16 protein-coding genes and 1 pseudogene are annotated in these 16,775 nt (G+C 61.4%); 10 read left to right on the plus strand and 7 right to left on the minus strand.

The features are described from left to right. Positions 1–54 precede the first annotated feature (54 nt). From lpxD to lpxB, 5 genes are read left to right on the plus strand one after another with little or no spacing between them, the layout of a single operon-like run. Positions 55–1,113, plus strand: a complete 1,059-nt coding sequence (lpxD, locus tag VN623_RS00065; RefSeq protein WP_325566852.1) for a UDP-3-O-(3-hydroxymyristoyl)glucosamine N-acyltransferase — start codon at positions 55–57, stop codon at positions 1,111–1,113. Positions 1,114–1,168: 55 nt separating this feature from the next. After that, entirely contained in the window at positions 1,169–1,672 is a 504-nt protein-coding gene (gene fabZ, locus VN623_RS00070) for a 3-hydroxyacyl-ACP dehydratase FabZ (RefSeq protein WP_325566854.1), read from the plus strand. Continuing rightward, the gene (gene lpxA, locus VN623_RS00075; RefSeq protein ID WP_325566856.1) at positions 1,665–2,471 is read left to right on the plus strand and encodes an acyl-ACP--UDP-N-acetylglucosamine O-acyltransferase; all 807 of its coding nucleotides are present in this window, start codon (positions 1,665–1,667) and stop codon (positions 2,469–2,471) included. Before fabZ ends, lpxA begins: the two co-directional genes overlap by 8 nt. A gap of 9 nt (positions 2,472–2,480) precedes the next feature. Continuing rightward, positions 2,481–3,767 (plus strand): LpxI family protein, encoded by a 1,287-nt coding sequence (locus VN623_RS00080; protein ID WP_325566858.1) that lies wholly within the window; start codon positions 2,481–2,483, stop codon positions 3,765–3,767. Next, positions 3,764–4,981 (plus strand): lipid-A-disaccharide synthase, encoded by a 1,218-nt coding sequence (gene lpxB, locus VN623_RS00085; protein ID WP_325566860.1) that lies wholly within the window; start codon positions 3,764–3,766, stop codon positions 4,979–4,981. The genes VN623_RS00080 and lpxB overlap by 4 nt, the downstream gene beginning before the upstream one ends. Here lpxB and gltA read toward each other — a convergent pair. Continuing rightward, on the minus strand, positions 4,942–6,261 hold the full coding sequence (gene gltA, locus VN623_RS00090) for a citrate synthase (protein ID WP_325566862.1): 1,320 nt from the start codon (positions 6,259–6,261) through the stop codon (positions 4,942–4,944). The two genes, lpxB and gltA, sit on opposite strands and share 40 nt — an antisense overlap. A 191-nt stretch (positions 6,262–6,452) precedes the next feature. After that, positions 6,453–7,994 carry a glutamate--tRNA ligase gene (gltX, locus tag VN623_RS00095; protein WP_325566864.1) on the minus strand — a complete coding sequence of 514 codons (1,542 nt, stop codon included), beginning with the start codon at positions 7,992–7,994 and terminating at the stop codon, positions 6,453–6,455. Between the two features lie 113 nt (positions 7,995–8,107). Here gltX and VN623_RS00100 point away from each other — a divergent pair, with 113 nt between their 5' ends. Further along, positions 8,108–10,474, plus strand: coding sequence for a ComEC/Rec2 family competence protein (locus VN623_RS00100; protein WP_325566865.1), 2,367 nt, complete (start codon positions 8,108–8,110; stop codon positions 10,472–10,474). On the opposite strand, the gene lexA is transcribed toward VN623_RS00100, so the two are convergent. Then, on the minus strand, positions 10,468–11,214 hold the full coding sequence (gene lexA, locus VN623_RS00105; RefSeq protein WP_325566867.1) for a transcriptional repressor LexA: 747 nt from the start codon (positions 11,212–11,214) through the stop codon (positions 10,468–10,470). The two genes, VN623_RS00100 and lexA, sit on opposite strands and share 7 nt — an antisense overlap. Positions 11,215–11,471: 257 nt before the next feature. On the opposite strand from lexA, the gene VN623_RS00110 reads away from it, so the two are divergent. Further along, positions 11,472–11,612 (plus strand): hypothetical protein, encoded by a 141-nt coding sequence (locus tag VN623_RS00110; protein ID WP_325566869.1) that lies wholly within the window; start codon positions 11,472–11,474, stop codon positions 11,610–11,612. A 95-nt stretch (positions 11,613–11,707) separates the two neighbouring features. Here the strand turns inward: VN623_RS00110 and VN623_RS00115 are convergent, their stop codons facing one another. Continuing rightward, positions 11,708–12,154, minus strand: coding sequence for a hypothetical protein (locus VN623_RS00115; protein ID WP_325566871.1), 447 nt, complete (start codon positions 12,152–12,154; stop codon positions 11,708–11,710). A gap of 155 nt (positions 12,155–12,309) precedes the next feature. On the opposite strand from VN623_RS00115, the gene pdxH reads away from it, so the two are divergent. Further along, complete coding sequence (gene pdxH / locus VN623_RS00120) at positions 12,310–12,951, plus strand: pyridoxamine 5'-phosphate oxidase (protein ID WP_325566879.1); 642 nt, start codon at positions 12,310–12,312, stop codon at positions 12,949–12,951. Between the two features lie 404 nt (positions 12,952–13,355). Beyond that, positions 13,356–13,835: pseudogene (locus tag VN623_RS00125) on the plus strand (DUF1499 domain-containing protein); the annotation flags it as partial. An 88-nt stretch (positions 13,836–13,923) separates the two neighbouring features. Here VN623_RS00125 and VN623_RS00130 read toward each other — a convergent pair. Then, the gene (locus VN623_RS00130; RefSeq protein WP_325566873.1) at positions 13,924–14,832 is read right to left on the minus strand and encodes an MBL fold metallo-hydrolase; all 909 of its coding nucleotides are present in this window, start codon (positions 14,830–14,832) and stop codon (positions 13,924–13,926) included. 141 nt (positions 14,833–14,973) lie between these two features. Next, positions 14,974–15,195, minus strand: coding sequence for a hypothetical protein (locus VN623_RS00135; protein ID WP_325566875.1), 222 nt, complete (start codon positions 15,193–15,195; stop codon positions 14,974–14,976). A gap of 263 nt (positions 15,196–15,458) precedes the next feature. Here VN623_RS00135 and VN623_RS00140 point away from each other — a divergent pair, with 263 nt between their 5' ends. Next, positions 15,459–16,205 carry a hypothetical protein gene (locus VN623_RS00140; RefSeq protein ID WP_325566876.1) on the plus strand — a complete coding sequence of 249 codons (747 nt, stop codon included), beginning with the start codon at positions 15,459–15,461 and terminating at the stop codon, positions 16,203–16,205. A 148-nt stretch (positions 16,206–16,353) separates the two neighbouring features. Here the strand turns inward: VN623_RS00140 and rhuM are convergent. Continuing rightward, positions 16,354–16,775, minus strand: a 422-nt coding sequence (rhuM, locus tag VN623_RS00145) for a RhuM family protein (protein ID WP_325566878.1), incomplete at its 5' end; no start/stop codon positions are given.

A 16,775-nucleotide genomic window follows, 5' to 3' on the forward strand; every position in this document is an offset into this window, starting at 1 on the left:
ACGTCATCAACCGTACATAAAATAGCTGAAGCATCGGCGTGCCGGAGGCAACTGATGGAGCATCCCGGATTTTTCGACCGTGCCGGTCCCTATCCGCTAGCCGAAGTCGCGGCGGCCACCTGTGCCGAACTCGCCGAGGGCGCCGACCCGAGCGCGATGATCGACGACGTGCTCCCTCTTTCCGAGGCCGGCCGTAGCAGCGTCGCCTTCGTCGACAACATCAAATATCTGCCGCAACTCGCGACCACCGCGGCCGGCGCCTGCCTCGTCGTGCCGGCGCTCGCGGCCCGCGTTCCGCCCACAACGGCGGCACTCGTCACGAAGCAGCCCTATCACGGCTTCGCTCGCGCTCTGACGCTGTTCTATCCCTCCGCGCTGCAGCCTATGGCTGCGACGCCCGGAGCGCCTCCGATCGACCCGACGGCCCGTCTCGAGGACGGCGTTCTGGTCGAGCCGGGGGCCGTCATCGGACGCGAAGCCCAGATCGGCGCCGGAACCCGGATCGCGGCTGGAGCCGTCATCGGCGCGCGCGTCACGATCGGCCGCCATTGCTACATCGGGGCGCTCGCAACAATCACCCACGCGCTGGTCGGTGACCGCGTCCTCATCCATTCAGGCGTTCGGATCGGCCAGGACGGTTTCGGCTTCGCGATGGGCCCTGGCGGCCACCTGAAGGTGCCGCAAATTGGGCGGGTCATCATCCAGGATGATGTCGAAATTGGCGCCAATACAACCATCGACCGCGGCGCTCTTAAGGATACGATGATCGGCGAAGGCACGAAAATTGATAATCTCGTGCAGATTGGGCACAACGTCATTGTCGGCCGGCATTGCATCATCGTTTCAATGTGCGGCATCTCAGGTTCGACGGAACTCGGCGACTACGTCGTCATGGGCGGTCAATCCGGAACCGTCGGCCACATCAAAATCGGCAACGGCGCTCAAGTTGGTGGCGCGTCGCATCCGACGCACGATGTGCCGGCGGGCGCCAGATACTTCGGCACTCCGGCGAAGACGCTACGCGAGGCCGCACGCGAGCAGGCCTTGATCAAGCGGCTCGTGGCGCGCGACAAGGTCAGCTATGACGAAGAACAAGGGCCGGGCGAGAGCTGATTGATCGAGGTTGGCGGTTGCGTTTAGGCGAGCGACTTTTTGGAGTTTGACGGTTATGGACGACAAGGCAAAGGCCGGCAAAAAGCTTGGCACGGCGGATATAGTGACAGTGATGAAGCTGTTGCCGCACCGCTATCCGTTCCTGCTCGTCGATCGCATGTACGACATGAATGCTGACGAAAGCTGCGTCGGCGTCAAGAACGTCACGATCAACGAGCCATTCTTTCAAGGCCATTTCCCGCAGTTTCCGGTGATGCCCGGTGTGCTGATCATCGAGGGGCTGGCGCAGACGGCCGGTGCGCTTTGCGTTTCAAACGTCGGAGAAGATTATCACGCCGAGCTCGTCTACTTCATGGGCATCGACAACGCCAAGTTTCGCAAGCCCGTGCTGCCCGGCGATCAGCTTCACTATCACGTCAAGAAGATCCGCAACCGCGGCCGCGTCTGGCGCTTCAAAGGCGAAGCGAAGGTGAACGGTCAGGTCGTGGCCGAAGCCGAAATCAGCGCGATGCTTGCCGATTCCGCCGACGCACGCGCCTTTGCGAGTAAAAATGGCTGAAGTCCAAGTCCACCCGACAGCGATTGTCGAGGACGGCGCGCGGCTAGCCGCAGGGGTGAAGATCGGGCCGTTTTGCGTGGTCGGACCAGAGGTCAGCCTCGGCGAGCGCGTCGAACTTCTTAGCCACGTCGCCGTCGCCGGAACGACGGAGATCGGTGCCGGCACGCGCATTTTTCCATTCGCCTCGATCGGCCATCAACCGCAGGATTTGAAATACAAGGGCGAGCCGTGTTCGCTGACGGTCGGCGCCGACTGCATCATCCGCGAAGGCGTCACATTGAATCCCGGCACGGCCGGCGGCGGATCGGTCACGACGATCGGCAACGGTTGCGCCTTCCTTGCGAACAGCCACGTCGGGCATGACTGCAGAGTTGGCGACGGCGTCGTGTTTTCAAATAACGTCATGCTCGCCGGACATTGCACCGTCGGCGACTATGCCATTATCGGCGGCGGCGCGGCGGTCATTCAATTCGCGCGCGTCGGGCCACACGCTTTCGTCGGCGGCATGTCGGGGCTCGAGAACGATCTCATTCCCTATGGCATGGCGCTCGGCAATCGCGCCTACTTGTCGGGCCTCAACATCATCGGCTTGCAGCGCCGTGGCTTTTCGCGCGCCGACATCCACGATTTGCGACGCGCCTATCGGCTGCTGTTTGCCGCCGAAGGCACGCTTAGCGAACGCACGGAGGATGTCGCTCAAGAATTCGCCGGTCACGCGACGGTGCAGGAAATCCTTGCTTTCATTCGCGAGGGCGGCAAGCGCTCGCTATGCACGCCGAAGAACGGCGCGGAGAGCTGAGGCGGGGCCATGAACGGGCCGGCCGATCGGATCGGGATCATTGCGAGTGCCGGCGCGCTTCCAGGCGAAGTCGCCCGCAGCGTCGTGAACCGCGGCGGTAGCGTCCACGTCATCATGCTCGACGGTGCCGATCCGGCGCTCGAAATCTTCCCGCATACGTATGTCAATTGGGCTCAGCTCGGGCGCGCCACGGCGGCGCTGAAGCGTGCCGGCGTCAGCAATATCCTGGTTCTCGGTGCGGGTGCGCGGCCATCGTTTCGCAACGCCCGGCCGGACTTTGCATTCTTTCGAGCGCTGCCTGCCGTTTTGCGGTTGTTGAATGCCGGCGGTGACGACGCCGTTTTGCGCGGATTTTTGGGAGTGTTAGAGACGCACGGTCTGACCGTCGTCGGCGTCGGCGATGTCGCCCGTGAGTTGCTCGTTGCCGAAGGCGCGTTGACGAGGCACGAACCATCGCCCGAAGACGCCGCTAGTATCGAAAAGGGATTCGCCTTGATTGCGGCGCTCGGGCGTTACGATATCGGGCAGGGGACGATCGTGACGGATGGCCGTATCGAAGCCATCGAGGGCGCCGAAGGAACCGACCGTATGCTGAAGCGAGTCGCAGAGGCCCGGGGCATTTCAAATCGGCGCCAACGCCAGGGGGTGCTCGTCAAGCGGCCAAAGCCGGGCCAGGATCTCCGCGTCGATTTACCGGCGATTGGTCCAAACACCGTCAGAAATGCCGACGCCGCCGGACTTGCAGGGATCGCCGTCATGGCCGGTCACGTGCTGGCAGCCGAGCGATCGGAGATGATCGAGATTGCCGATCAGTGCGGGCTGTTCATTGCCGGCATCGAAACGGCCCAACGACCCCCGCCATCGCGCGCCGCGCCGGGCTCCGCCAAACCGGTTGGCATCGGCTCGATCCGCATCGGAGATCGCGCCGGCGCAGAGATTGGCCGCGCCATCGGTATCCTGTCGGAGCTGGCGGCTTTCGATAGCGGATCGGCGCTCGTGATCGGCGACGGTCGCATCATCGCCATCGGGGCCGGGGAACCGCCGCGCGACGTCATCGAACGAGCCGCCGGACTTCGCCGAAAGCGTGCGCGCCGTGAAGGCGTCGCCGTGATCGGAGCGGCGCACGAGATCGACGAAGCCATTCTCGTCGCCGCAAACGACGCCAAACTCGGCGGCGTCGTCGCGGTCGGCGCTTCGTTCGATCTGGAAAATAAGCGGGGTGTTGTCCGATTGGCGGACAAGCTTGGATTATTCATCGCCGCGACGGAAGTCGCTGAAGGCGGTGGCAGACGATGACAGCATCGAGCGATCCGCACACCTTGAAGATATTTGTCGTGGCGGGTGAACATTCCGGCGATGCGCTCGGCGCCAAGCTGATCGCGGCGCTCAAGGCGGCTCACGCCGGTCCGATCCAATTCTCGGGCGTCGGCGGCGAAGAGATGGCGCACGAAGGATTCGTTTCACTATTTCCAATCGAAGACGTCGCGGTGATGGGCCCGATGTCGATCCTGCCGCGCCTGCCGCGCATCGTCCGGCGCGTCTATCAAACCGTGGACGCGGCGCTCGCCGCCGCTCCGGATGCCGTCGTTATCATCGACAGTCCGGAATTCACGCACCCGATCGCGAAACGTATTCGAAAGCGCGCGCCGCACATCCCGATCATCGATTATGTCAGCCCGAGTGTGTGGGCCTGGCGTCCCGGACGCGCCAAGCGCATGCGCCGTTACATCGACCACGTGCTGGCGTTGCTACCCTTCGAGCCGGATGCGCACGCGCGCCTCGGCGGCCCGCCCTGCACGTACGTCGGGCATCCCCTGATCGAAAAACTCGATGAGATTCAAAACGCAGACGCTGCAGCGCTGGCTCTGCGTCTGGGTCTGGTGCCGGATGCCCCGGTCGTTCTCGTTCTCCCCGGTAGCCGCACCTCGGAGGTTGAACGCCTGATCGACGTATTCGGCGAAGCGGTCGCTACGGTCCCCGCGTCGGTACAGCCGGTCGAAATCGTCATTCCCGCGGTGCGCCACGTCCGCGATCTGATCGCCGCCAGAACGGCAACGTGGAAACCTCGTCCGCATATCGTCGATGGGGGCGCCGACAAATACGCCGCGATGCGGCTCGCCCGCGTTGCGCTCGCGGCATCAGGAACCATCACGCTCGAATTGGCGCTCGCCGGAACACCGAGTGTCGTTGCCTATAAGGTCGACAAACTGATCGCGTCGCTGCGGTTCCTCGTACGCGTGCCGAGCGTCGTGCTCGCAAATCTCGTTCTCGGCAGGAACGTCTACCCAGAGTTTCTTCAAGAGACGTGCACGGCGGAAAATCTTGCAGCCGCGCTGCTGCCGCTTCTTGCCGACACGGAAGCACGCAAGGCGCAGCTGGACGAACTCGCCCGCACGCCCGAAAAGCTACGCCTCACATCATCAAGTCCGAGCGCCGCGGCTGCAGAAACGGTGCTTTCCGTTATCGAAGCTCACGCCGCCGGGAAGTCGCGGCGCTTCGGACCGATGTAAAGCTGGCGCGGCCGGCCGATGCGCTGCTCGGGATCCTCGATCATTTCTTTCCACTGCGCGATCCAGCCGACGGTGCGCGCCACCGCAAATAGAACGGTAAACAGCTCGATCGGGAAGCCCATCGCGCGCAGCGTAATCCCCGAATAGAAATCGATGTTGGGATACAATTTCTTTTCAATGAAATATTCGTCCTGCAGCGCGATGCGTTCGAGTTCCAGCGCGACTTTGAGCAACGGATCGTCTCTGTGGCCGAGAGCGTCGAGAACCTCGTGACACGTCTTCTGCATGACTTTGGCGCGGGGATCGTAGTTCTTGTAGACGCGATGGCCGAAGCCCATCAACCGAAAGCCCGACGACTTGTCCTTGGCTTTTTTGACGAACTCGGGAATCCGTTCGACCGTGCCGATTTCCCGCAGCATGTTGAGTGCGGCTTCATTGGCGCCGCCGTGCGCCGGACCCCAGAGACACGCGATGCCGGCCGAGATGCACGCGAATGGATTGGCCCCCGAGGAGCCGGCGAGGCGCACCGTGGAGGTCGAGGCGTTCTGCTCGTGATCGGCGTGCAAAATGAAGATGCGATCGAGGGCGCGAGAAATGACCGGATTGACGAGATAGGGCTCGCTCGGAACCGCAAAGCACATCTGCAGGAAGTTAGACGTATAGTCGAGATCGTTGCGCGGATAGATGAAGGGCTGGCCAAGTGAGTACTTGTAAGCCATTGCCGCAATGGTCGGCATCTTGGCGATCATGCGATGGCTCGCGACCTCGCGCTGCGCCTGGTCGTTGATGTCGGTCGAGTCGTGATAGAATGAAGACAGCGCACCGACGTTGCCGACCATTACGGCCATGGGGTGCGCATCGCGCCGGTAGCCGGTGAAGAACCGCGTCATCTGTTCGTGCACCATCGTGTGGTTTGTGATGGTGCGCCGAAAGGCGATGAACTCCGCGTTGGTCGGCAACTCGCCGTAAAGTAGCAGATAGCAAACAGCCAGAAAATTGGTGTTTTCCGCTAGCTGATCGATGGGGTAGCCGCGATACAGAAGCTCGCCCTTATCGCCGTCAATGAATGTGATCGCACTTCTGCAGTTGGCCGTCGACGTAAAGCCCGGATCGTACGTGAAGCAGCCCGTCTGCCGGTAAAGATTACCGACGTCGATGACATCCGGTCCGATCGATCCTGAACGGACTTCGAGTTGGACCTGCTTATTGTCGACCGTCAGCGTTGCGCTCTGCTTCGCCGCGCCCCCGGCTTTTCCCGGTTTGGTTTCATGGACGTTCATGGTTGCCACCTCGATCCGGGGCCGATGCCGACGATGTTACGTGAGACTATCCCATTCTCCGCACGGCAGCATCTTGCTCTATTGCGATGCAGGGCAGATATGCGCGGGCTTGTGCCAAAGCAGACGCCTGCAGAAGGGTTTAATGGATTGTTTGCAGTGCGGCAAGGCGGACGTTAACGATCCAACGCGGCTCACGCCGAGGCGTCCGCCAATCGCGCCAACGACTCGTCGCGGCCCAGCACGTCCAGGACGTCGAACACCGGCGGAGAAACCGCGCGTCCTGTCAGAGCCGCACGCAGGGGTTGCGCAATGCTGCCGAGTTTCAGACCCTTAGCTTCGGCAAGCGATTTGATTTCTGTCTCGATCGCCGCAGAGGTCCAGTCGCGGCTGGAAATACCCGACAGAATTTTCAGCACTTCGGCGTTCGATGCGCGGCCCTCGGTGTTGAGGAGCTTCAAAGCTTTATCGTCGGGCTTGATCGGCCGCTCGGCGACAATGAAGAGCGCGCCGCCGATGAGGTCGGCAAGTGTCTTCGAACGCTCCTTGAGCGCCGGAATGGCTCGCGCGAATTTTTCCCATCCTTTGGCGCTAAAGCGGTCGGCGAGGTCGTTGCCGGTCGCGACGCCCGGAAGCTGTCGTTGAACTTCGAGCGCCAGTGCGACGTCGGAGCGTGGCGCGGCTTTCGGATCGGCGGGCGCTGCCGCGAGGCCCTTGAAATCGAGATGCGGCAGCATCCGGCGCACGTGCTCGGCAAGCTCTTGGTCGGCCGTCTGACGGATATAGTGCCCATTCAAATCATCGAGCTTCTTGAAGTCGAGCCGCGCCGGGCTTTTGTTGATGCCGTCGATGTCGAACCATCGAATGATGTCTTGCGTCGTCATGATCTCATCGTCGCCATGGCTCCAGCCGAGGCGCACGAGATAGTTGCACAAGGCCGCAGGCAGATAGCCCATAGCGCGATATTCTTCGACGCCTTGGGCCCCATGACGTTTTGAAAGCTTGGCGCCGTCCGACCCGTGAATCAGCGGGACGTGGGCGAATTCGGGCACCGTCCAGCCGAGCCCAGTGTAGATCTGGGTCTGCCGGGCGGCGTTGGTCAAATGATCGGCGCCACGAACGACGTGCGTGACGCCCATGTCATGGTCATCAACCACGACCGCCAGATTGTACGTCGGGTTGCCGTCCGATCTCAGGATGATCAGATCGTCGAGATCCTTGTTCGGAAAGGTGACGAGTCCCTGCACATGGTCATTGACGATCGTCTCTCCTTCGCGTGGCGCCTTGAGGCGAACCGTCGGCTTTACGTCCTTCGGGGCATCGTTGGGATCGCGATCCCGCCACGGCGATAAAAAGATCTGCGGCCGGCCCTCGGCCTTGGCATTTTCGCGGGCGGCGGCAATTTCGGCAGGCGACGCATAGCAGTAGTAGGCCGCGCCGCGCTTCAGAAGCTCGGCCGCAACCTCGCGATGCCGGTCCGCGCGTGCAAATTGCGAAACGGCGTCGCCGTCCCAGTCGAGGCCAAGCCACGTCAAGCCGTCGAGGATCGCGGCGACGGCCGCCTCGTTATTGCGCTCGCGATCGGTGTCCTCGATGCGCAAAAGGAATTTGCCGTTGCGGCCTCGCGCATAGAGCCAGTTGAAAAGAGCCGTGCGGGCGCCGCCGATATGCAAGTATCCGGTCGGCGAGGGTGCAAATCGGACAACCGGCGCAGTCGACTTCGCGGTCTCAGTCATCGGACCTTTTGCTCATTGCGTTGTTGAGGGAATGTCGTCCCGCTCGTAGCATGGGGAACGGGACAAGTTAAGGGGTCGGGCAGGCGTTACGCGACGCGCCTTGGCCGAGGGGTATGGCAGCAGACACGATAGACCTGGAAGCCGGTCTCGCCACATCGCCGCAGCGCCGCCTGCACGCTGCAGTCGGGCTGTTGGAGGGTGAGCGCGAGCGATTTTTTCTTTGGTCGCCGGTCTGTCTCGGTCTTGGTATTGCGGCCTATTTCGCTATGCCGATCGAGCCGCAGGTCGGTGTGGCGTTTGCCCCGTTGGCTCTTGTCCTGATTTTGCGCGCAGTCAGTTCAGGGGGAACGTTATCGTCGACTGTCCTGGCGGCGTTGATCCTTGCCGGATTGGGCTTTGCCGATGCCAAGCTGCGTGTCGAAGCGGTGCGCGCGCCCGTACTGGCAAAGTCGTTGCACAACGCCGAGATCGCCGGCGTCGTGACGCTCGTTGAAACCAAATACTCCAAAGGCCAGAGGCTCACGATCGGGGAGCTTAAAATTGCCGGTCTGGCCGCCGACAAAACGCCGGCTTTAGTGCGTGTGCGCACGATGTCCGCGCGTTCCGTAGCTGAGCCCGGCGATCGCATTCGCCTGAAGGCAACGCTCGCCCCACCGGCGAAGCCGGCGTTGCCGGGGGGATTCGACTACGCAAGAACCGCATGGTTCGATCAGGTCGGCGGGGTCGGTTACGCTTTTGCCGCGCCGGTGATCGAAGGCCGCGCCGATGGAGGAACGCTGTCGCAGATCTACAGGCGCGGCATCGAAACCGTTCGCCAGGCCATCGCCGTGCGCGTCAGAGCGGCGTTGCCCGGCGAAACGGGCGAAATTGCGTTGGCGCTGATCACCGGCGAACGCGGCGGCATCAGCGCCGCAACGAACAACGCCTTCAAGAACTCAGGCCTCTTTCACATCCTTTCGATTTCGGGCCTGCATATGGTCATCATGGCGGGTGCCGTGTTCTTTTCGGTGCGACTGTTGCTGGCGGCCATTCCGCTCTTCGCGCTGACTCTGCCGATCAAGAAGATGGCCGCGGCAGCCGGAATCTTGAGCGCACTCGGATATCTTGCGATCTCGGGCGGCGCCTTCGCGACGGTACGTTCAGCGCTGATGATCGTAATTATCTTCGGCGCGGTCCTGATCGACCGGCCAGCCTTGGCTTTGCGAAACGTGGCGTTGGCCGCATTTTTGATCCTTGCGGTCTTTCCCGAAAGCCTGCTCGACGCCGGATTCCAGATGTCGTTCGCGGCGGTAACGGCCCTGATCGCCTCGCATGAATTCGTGAGCCGCCTGTTGGGTCGCGGCTCGCGGCCGCATCCGGCGCTGCGCGTCGTAAAGTTCTTCGGCGAAATCGTCTCGTCGACGCTCATCGCCAGCGTCGCGGTCGCGCCGTTCGCAGCTTACAATTTTCATCAGAGCCAGCAGTACGCCGTGCTGGCGAACATGATCGCTATTCCGATCTGCAACATCATCGTCATGCCGGCGGCGCTGGTGGCCTTCGTGCTGATGCCGTTCGGACTGGAAGTCCTCGGCCTCAAGCCGATGGGGTGGGGAATTGACGGCATGACGTGGTGCGCCAACGCGGTCGGCTCGCTGCCGGGCGCGGTCGGTCATATCCGCGAAATCCCGACGATCGCTTTTGCGCTGATGCTCGCCGGCGGCGTCTGGCTGGCGCTCTGGCAAACGCGAGTGCGCCTGCTTGGAGCCGCCCTTGTTCTCGTCGGACTGATCGTGGCGCCGTGGATGCCGCGCCCCGACATTCTGGTCGGCCAAAAGGGCGAGCTTGTTGCGGTACGCGAACCATCCGGCAAGCTCGCGGCGCTGCCCGCGAAGGGCTCGAAATACGATCTCGACCGCTGGCTAGAATACGACGGCGACGACCGGAGCGCTTCAGAGGCGCAGCATTCGGCGGCATTCTCATGCGATGCGGTCGGCTGCATTGCGCACGTCAAAGGCGCGGTCATTGCGATCGCGCGTCATCCGGCAGCCGTCACCGACGATTGCGGCAACGCCGACGTGCTGATGCTCGATATACCGAAGCCGGCGGACTGCGCCGTCCCCGTAACTGTCATCGACGTGTTCGATAGGTGGCGAAACGGAGCCTACGCCCTTTATCTCGATCAAAACGAAGCCAGCCCGCAACCGCACATCCGAGTTGAAACCGTTGCGGCGCATCGCGGCGACCGGCCGTGGAGCAGAACGCCGCCGCCACACGTGCCGCGAACTCCGACTGGACGAGCCGCCCTGCCGATACCGCGAATTCTCGATGCGCCAAGTCTCGACGTGTCGGGCCAATCGTCGCCGGGCGAACAACCAGCCGTCGCAAAGCCCGGCAGTACGGCCGCGGCCGATCACAAGCCATCAGAGCTTCGGCCAACCGCAGACAACGACCCGGGTGAAGACCCACAGGCCGCGGCGAGCGATGCGAGCGACGCTCAATAGCGACGCATCAGACCGACAAGTCGGCCCTGAATCTCGACTTGATCGGGACCGAAGATACGCGTCTTGAATTCCGGATTTGCGGCTTCGAGCGCAATGGTCGACCCCTTCTTGCGCAACCGCTTCAACGTCGCTTCCTCACCCTCGACGAGTGCGACGATGATATCGCCGTTCTCAGCCGTATTGCACCGCCGAACGATGACGGTGTCGCCATCGTGGATGCCGGCCTCGATCATCGAGTCGCCTTTGACCTCGAGCGCGAAGTGCTCGCCGTTGGTCAGAATATCCGGTGGCACGGCGATATCGTGAGTGTGGTTCTGAATGGCGCTGATCGGTGTGCCGGCAGCGATACGGCCCATGACGGGGATCGAGACAGTGCGCGCATCGATGATGTGCGACGGCGGTGGCGACACGTTCACGCGCGGAGGCCCGGAGCCCTCGATGACGCTCGGCTGGAAACCGCGTTGCGGCGAGGCCAATGCGTCGGCGGAATTCGAACTTTGCCCCCCGCCCTGCATAAGACCTTGGTTTTCCGGTAGTTTGATCACTTCGATGGCGCGGGCTCGGTGCGGCAGGCGGCGGATAAAGCCGCGCTCGACGAGCGCCGTAATCAGCCTGTGAATGCCGGACTTCGATCTGAGATCAAGCGCGTCTTTCATTTCGTCGAACGACGGCGGCACGCCGCGTTCCTGCATGCGCCCGTGGATGAAGAGTAGAAGTTCTTTCTGTTTTTCGGTGAGCATCGCTCTGGTCCGAGCCTTTCATGGCTTGCGGAGATCACGCATGGCGCTGACGCTGCCTAACGACGGTGATCTGCCTTGCTGGATGCCGGTACAAATCGTGTATGTACGCTACACGTTCCTGTCTCGTTCCGCAAGGGTCAATCGAATTGCGTTGGGGAAGACCGCATAACACTCGACGGAATTCCGAAGGTCGAGCAGTTTCTCGCAGCGTCGGCGCGATCCATATTTCAGCCGCCGGCTCGGGGCATCGTCAGCACATGCAGGGTTGGTTTTCGCAAATTGTCATCGGCATCATCGTGACCGTCGTCGGCACGGTCATCGCCAACTCCATCGTGCGCGGCCCAGGCGGCCGCCACTTCATGTCCGGCGTACATTTCTCAGGTCCGGCGCACCGATAGCGCGCCGCTGATTTGCGACTCACCCCCAACGAAAAAGTCAGCCGATTGGCCGCCTTTCTCGTCTGAGCCCGCATAAAATCCGGTGCAATCGCCAATCAGCTCTCAAGCTGCCAGATGCCGGTCGGGAGACGGCAGGCCACGATCTCGGTGCGCTTCGTCGCTTCGACGCCGCTTAAGACGACGACGGCGTGACGGCAGACGGCGCCGCGCGTATCCTTGAACGACGACAGCGGTTTGACGAGGCCGGAGAGGCGCCCGTGACTACGGTGCCAAACGTAGCTCGAGCCGTCTGCAACCTCGGTCAACGCCAGCTGCACGCTTTCGAGTGCCGCGTATTCGTCGTTCTGGTCGAGCAGGATCTTGGTTTCGGCGAATTTGAACTTCGTGGCGTTTGCACCCGCTGCCTTGGGGCACAAGCACGTCGCTCCCGAGGTCGGCTCTGCGGCATGCGCAAAATCGGCCGAGACGAGGATTACCGCGGCCAAGACGAACGCCGTCAAACCGGCCGCGGCAACGGAAAATAAAGACGCATTGGGGGACATGACGCTACTTTCTACGCAACAGAGACCACAGGCGCCGCGATACAAGCGACGGCTTTCAATGTGGCGCCGTATGGTTAAAAGGTACTGAAGAGGTGCCTTGAGTGTGCCGCGGCGATACTGTGGCGGCAGTTAAAATCAAGCGTTGGGCCTGCAACATGAGCGATGCGGCGATAACTGATAGCGAGCAGGATTTCACGGCTGCCGGCGATCCGTTCGCGCTGTTTCATGCGTGGTTTGCGGAGGCCGAAAAATCCGAGATCAACGATCCGAATGCGATGGCGCTCGCGACGACCGATGCCGGCGGACTGCCGAACCTGCGCATGGTGCTGCTGAAGGGCGTCGATACAGTCGAAAACCCGAACCGCGGCTTCGTCTTCTATACGAACTTCGAGAGCGCCAAGGGCCACGAGCTTCTCGCCAATCCGCAGGCGGCGCTGCTGTTTCACTGGAAAAGCCTGGAACGGCAGGTGCGCGTGCGCGGTCACGTGTCGCTTGCATCGCATGAGGAGGCGGACGCCTACTTTGCCTCGCGCCCGCCGCTGAGCCGCATTGGTGCCTGGGCCTCGCATCAGTCACGGCCGCTTGCCTCGCGCGATGTGCTCGAGGCGAAAATCCAGCATTACGAGGCGAAGTTTTTTGACGCCCCGATACCGCGGCCGGCCTATTGGTCCGGCTTCCGCGTCGTCCCCGTCGAAATCGAATTTTGGATGAGCCGGCCCTTCCGGCTGCACGACAGGATCGTCTTTCGCCGCGACGCGCCGCGCGATTCCTGGCACAAAACCCGCCTTTATCCCTGAGCCTTCTCCGGGCATCTCAAAAAGGCACCAGTTGTGATGAACAGGATGCGCAGGCTCATCGTCGGGTGTCAGGGCCGAACATGGTGACGGAAACGATCGAGGAAAACCGGGTTACGAAGCGGCCACGCGGCCGCTTGCGGTCGTCGCGCATCTATTACGCCGCAGACCAGCCGCCGTCGTTTCTCGCGACCTGGACGAGCCGCCTCGCTGTTTTCGCGGCCGTAGCGCTCATCGTGACGCTGGTTCTGCACCGCATGCTGCTGCTTCCGATGGAAGTGGCCATGACGATCGCGGTTGCTGTGTTTGCGGGGGCCGCGCTGGCGCTGGTCATGGCCGCGATCGCCGGACTCGATATCTGGGTGACGGGGCGGAAAGGCGCGGCGCGGGTTCTTTGCGGTGCGGTTATGGCGCTTGGGCTTCTCGCGATACCCGCCGCCGTCTGGGTGCTGAGTTTCAGCTTTCCCGCGATCAGTGACGTTTCGACCGACCTCGTCGAGCCCCCCGAATTTACCGAAGCCAAGGAAGAGCGCGGAGCCGGCGCCAATGCGATCGACTATCCGGGAGAGCGCTCCGCCGAGATTCAGCGCCACAACTATCCCGACCTCAAGAGTCTTACCCTCCCGCGCCCGCCCGAGGAATCATACGAACTCGTGCTGCAGGCGCTGGCGAGACTCAAAATGAAAACTTCACTCGAGCTGCCGCCGGAGGAGAACGAGGATACGCCCGGATTCATAGAGCTCTCCGATCGCTCGCTGGTTCTGGGTCTTGCTGACGACATCGTCATTCGCGTGCTCGCCGACGACAAGGCGTCTCGCATCGACGTGCGCTCGGCCTCGCGCTACGGCAGCAACGACTTCGGCCGCAACGCCGAGCACGTGCGGACGATCCTGAAGGAAGTCGCCGGGCGGTTCGAGGCCTCGGTGCCGGAGTCCTTGACACCCGACATCGACAAGAAGGACGACAAAAGCAAGCTCAAACGGCCGAAAGCACGCGGTCAGGGGTCAGCGGCAAATCGCAGGCGACCTGACCCTTCTCGATCAGGTATTCGACATGGGCTTGAACGGAAAGGCTCGCGGCAGGGATCATCTGGGGCGCGAGGCCCTGATAGATCTCGGGCACAATTCGACGAATAGTCGATGCGCCCCGTAAGAGTGCATCGAGCACGGATTTTTCGCGCCAGCGCCGGTGCAGCAGGTAGGCCTTGACGGTGCGCTGAGGCTCGAGCAGCCGGCCGCCGTGTCCGGGCAAAAACACTTCGTCCTCGCGATCGAGCAGGATCTCGAGTGAGCTGACATAATCCGCCATGCGGCCTTCGGGTGGGGCCACGACTGTCGTATTCCACGCCATTACGTGATCGCCCGAGAACACGACGTTGCGGCCGGCGAGCGCCAGGCACAGGTGATCGGGGGCGTGCCCTGGCGTATGGATCGCGGTCAGCGCCCAGTCGGCGCCGGTGATCGTGTCGCCGCCTTTCGCCGCGATGTCGGGCTTGAAATCGTAGTCGACGAAGTAGCTGCCTGACGGGCTTGCTTTGAGCGCGATGCGTCCGGCCGCCGGATCGCGAGGAAAGGCCACCGTGACGGCGCCGGTTTCGACCTTCAGCGCGGCAATGCCGTCGACGTGATCGCGATGCGCATGCGTCGAGATGATGTGCGTGATTGGACGCGACCCCGCCGCCTTCAAAATGGCTTGGCGGTGCGCGGCGTTGTCGGGACCCGGATCGATGATCGCAAGCGACGTCGAGCCGACGATATATGTGTTCGTACCCTTGAAGGTGAAGGGACCGGGATTTTTCGCGACGAGGCGCGCGATGCCAGGCCCCATCGGCGACGGCTCGCCGTAGGTGAACGCCATATCAGTCTTGAAGTCGAGGGTATCCAAGCTGCGGCTTTCCGTGGTCCAGGAGCGGAACTAATGATCACCGCCCTGTCGACACTGTGGAAGGAATTCGCCGAAGCAGGTGGCTTCGCGTCTTCAGTCCTCGCGTCCAATCTAGCCGCCTAACGGGCAATCCCGGAAAAATCAATCCGTATCGGGCTGCTGTGCTCTGGTCGCATATTGCTGGGCCAGCGCTATAACCGCGCGCGTCCGCGCCTGTTCAATCATGGCGGCTTGATCGGCGAGGTACATATAAACAGCGTCGCGCTCGGCTAACGGCTGTGAAAGCGTGACGCCGGCCTTATGCCAAACCGACCAGGCGATGACCCCTTCGACGTGCAGATCCGGCACCAGCACGATTTGCACGTGATCTCCTGCCGCCAATCCGGTTACGCCATCCAGGCGCAATCCAGCGTTCGAAAAATCGACGATCTCGATTTTCCGTGAAATCCCCCGACATTCGACGACTGCACTACACTTTAGGCGCCGTCGTGCGTCTCGTCTGCGCAGGAATTGCCGTGAAAGGGAGAGGTTCGCCATGGCGGGTCATGACCTTTGGATTTTGATTGTCTGATTACTAGCACTAAAGTGGCGATATGATACTTGACGTACCACAGCCGACGTGTAGGTTGAGCGAGAAGAATCGTTCAGGCGAGCGGCGACGCGCGCTTGAGCAATCCGATCGCATTACGGTCCTCAAATGGGACCCGTATTTCGATCCAATGTACGGGGACGGCGTGGAATTTCGATTGACGTATGAAGGCCCGCTTCTTTCGACCCAAAAGGACCCTGTAAATGGTCAGGTCGACGCCAGAGCAGAGCACAAGCGCGACATCAGGCGAGCATTTCATCTTCAGTTGAAACGGCTTTGGGAGATAAACCCTTATCTAAAGCACGGCTACCCGGTGACTTTTGATTGGAAGTCAACGTCAAACCCAAAGGCGGCAACGTCATACCACACCACGCTGGCTGAGTGGCTCGCCCCTCTCTACAGGCGAAACAACTACGAGTTTGTTCCGTTGGTCCGTGAAGAACTCGGCTTAATATGCTCGCTGAAAATTCTTTTCTTGCGCCCAGACCCGCCAGGTTCAGTCATTGCATCTGGTGACATCGACAATCGGCTTAAGACGCTGTTCGATGCGCTGAGGCTTCCGAAGGGCTCGCAGGAATTGCTCGGCTACGACAAGCCAGATGATGATGAGAAGCCGTTCTTCTGTTTGCTGGAGGACGATTCCCTGATCACTCACGTTTCTGTGGAGACCGATGTCCTGTTGCAACCCACGGGCGGCAAATTCGACCAGAACGACGCGCGCCTGATTATTAGCGTCAGGCTTCGTCCTTACAGCAGCAATCCGAGTAACCAGAATTTTGGTTAGGGCTTGCGTGCCTTCGGCCTTGCGACCTTTTTGAAAGCACGCTCGAACTCTGCTTCATCTTTCGTCACGCCAGCTTTCTTAGCTGCTTCTTTGAAGCGCTTTGACTGTTCAGCTGGTGTGAGTTCGGGTTCTTTGCGTTTTGGCACTTTCAGGCTCCAGATGCCTTCTTTGGCTTACCACGAGACGTAGTTCCTATAGAACGCGCCCTAGCGTTCAGTTCTTCTAACGCCTTCGCTTTGCGAGCCGCTTTTCGTTCTTTGTCGAACTTCTTGTATTCTGCCTTAGCGTGGGCTTCGGCATCTTCCGTTTTGATGCTGCCGTATCCCTTGAGAAGCTTGCGCTTGTTGAGATCCAATATCTCTTTAAGCCGCTGTTCAGCGTCGGCCATCGTTACGAGCCATCCGCGCTTTACTTGGTCCTCAAAGAAATCGAGAACCATAACGACGAGCCGATTCAAATCTTCTAGTTGAAGCGGGCCGAGGTAGTTCTTCGAGTTGAGCGCATCCTCCTGCAACGGATATTCTCGCTCCTCGTCCCACGTTTGCAGTCCCATGTCGGGCTTGGCCGCGT

Source organism: Hyphomicrobium sp. (assembly GCF_035572195.1).
In the GTDB taxonomy this organism is placed as follows: Bacteria; Pseudomonadota; Alphaproteobacteria; order Rhizobiales; family Hyphomicrobiaceae; genus Hyphomicrobium_B.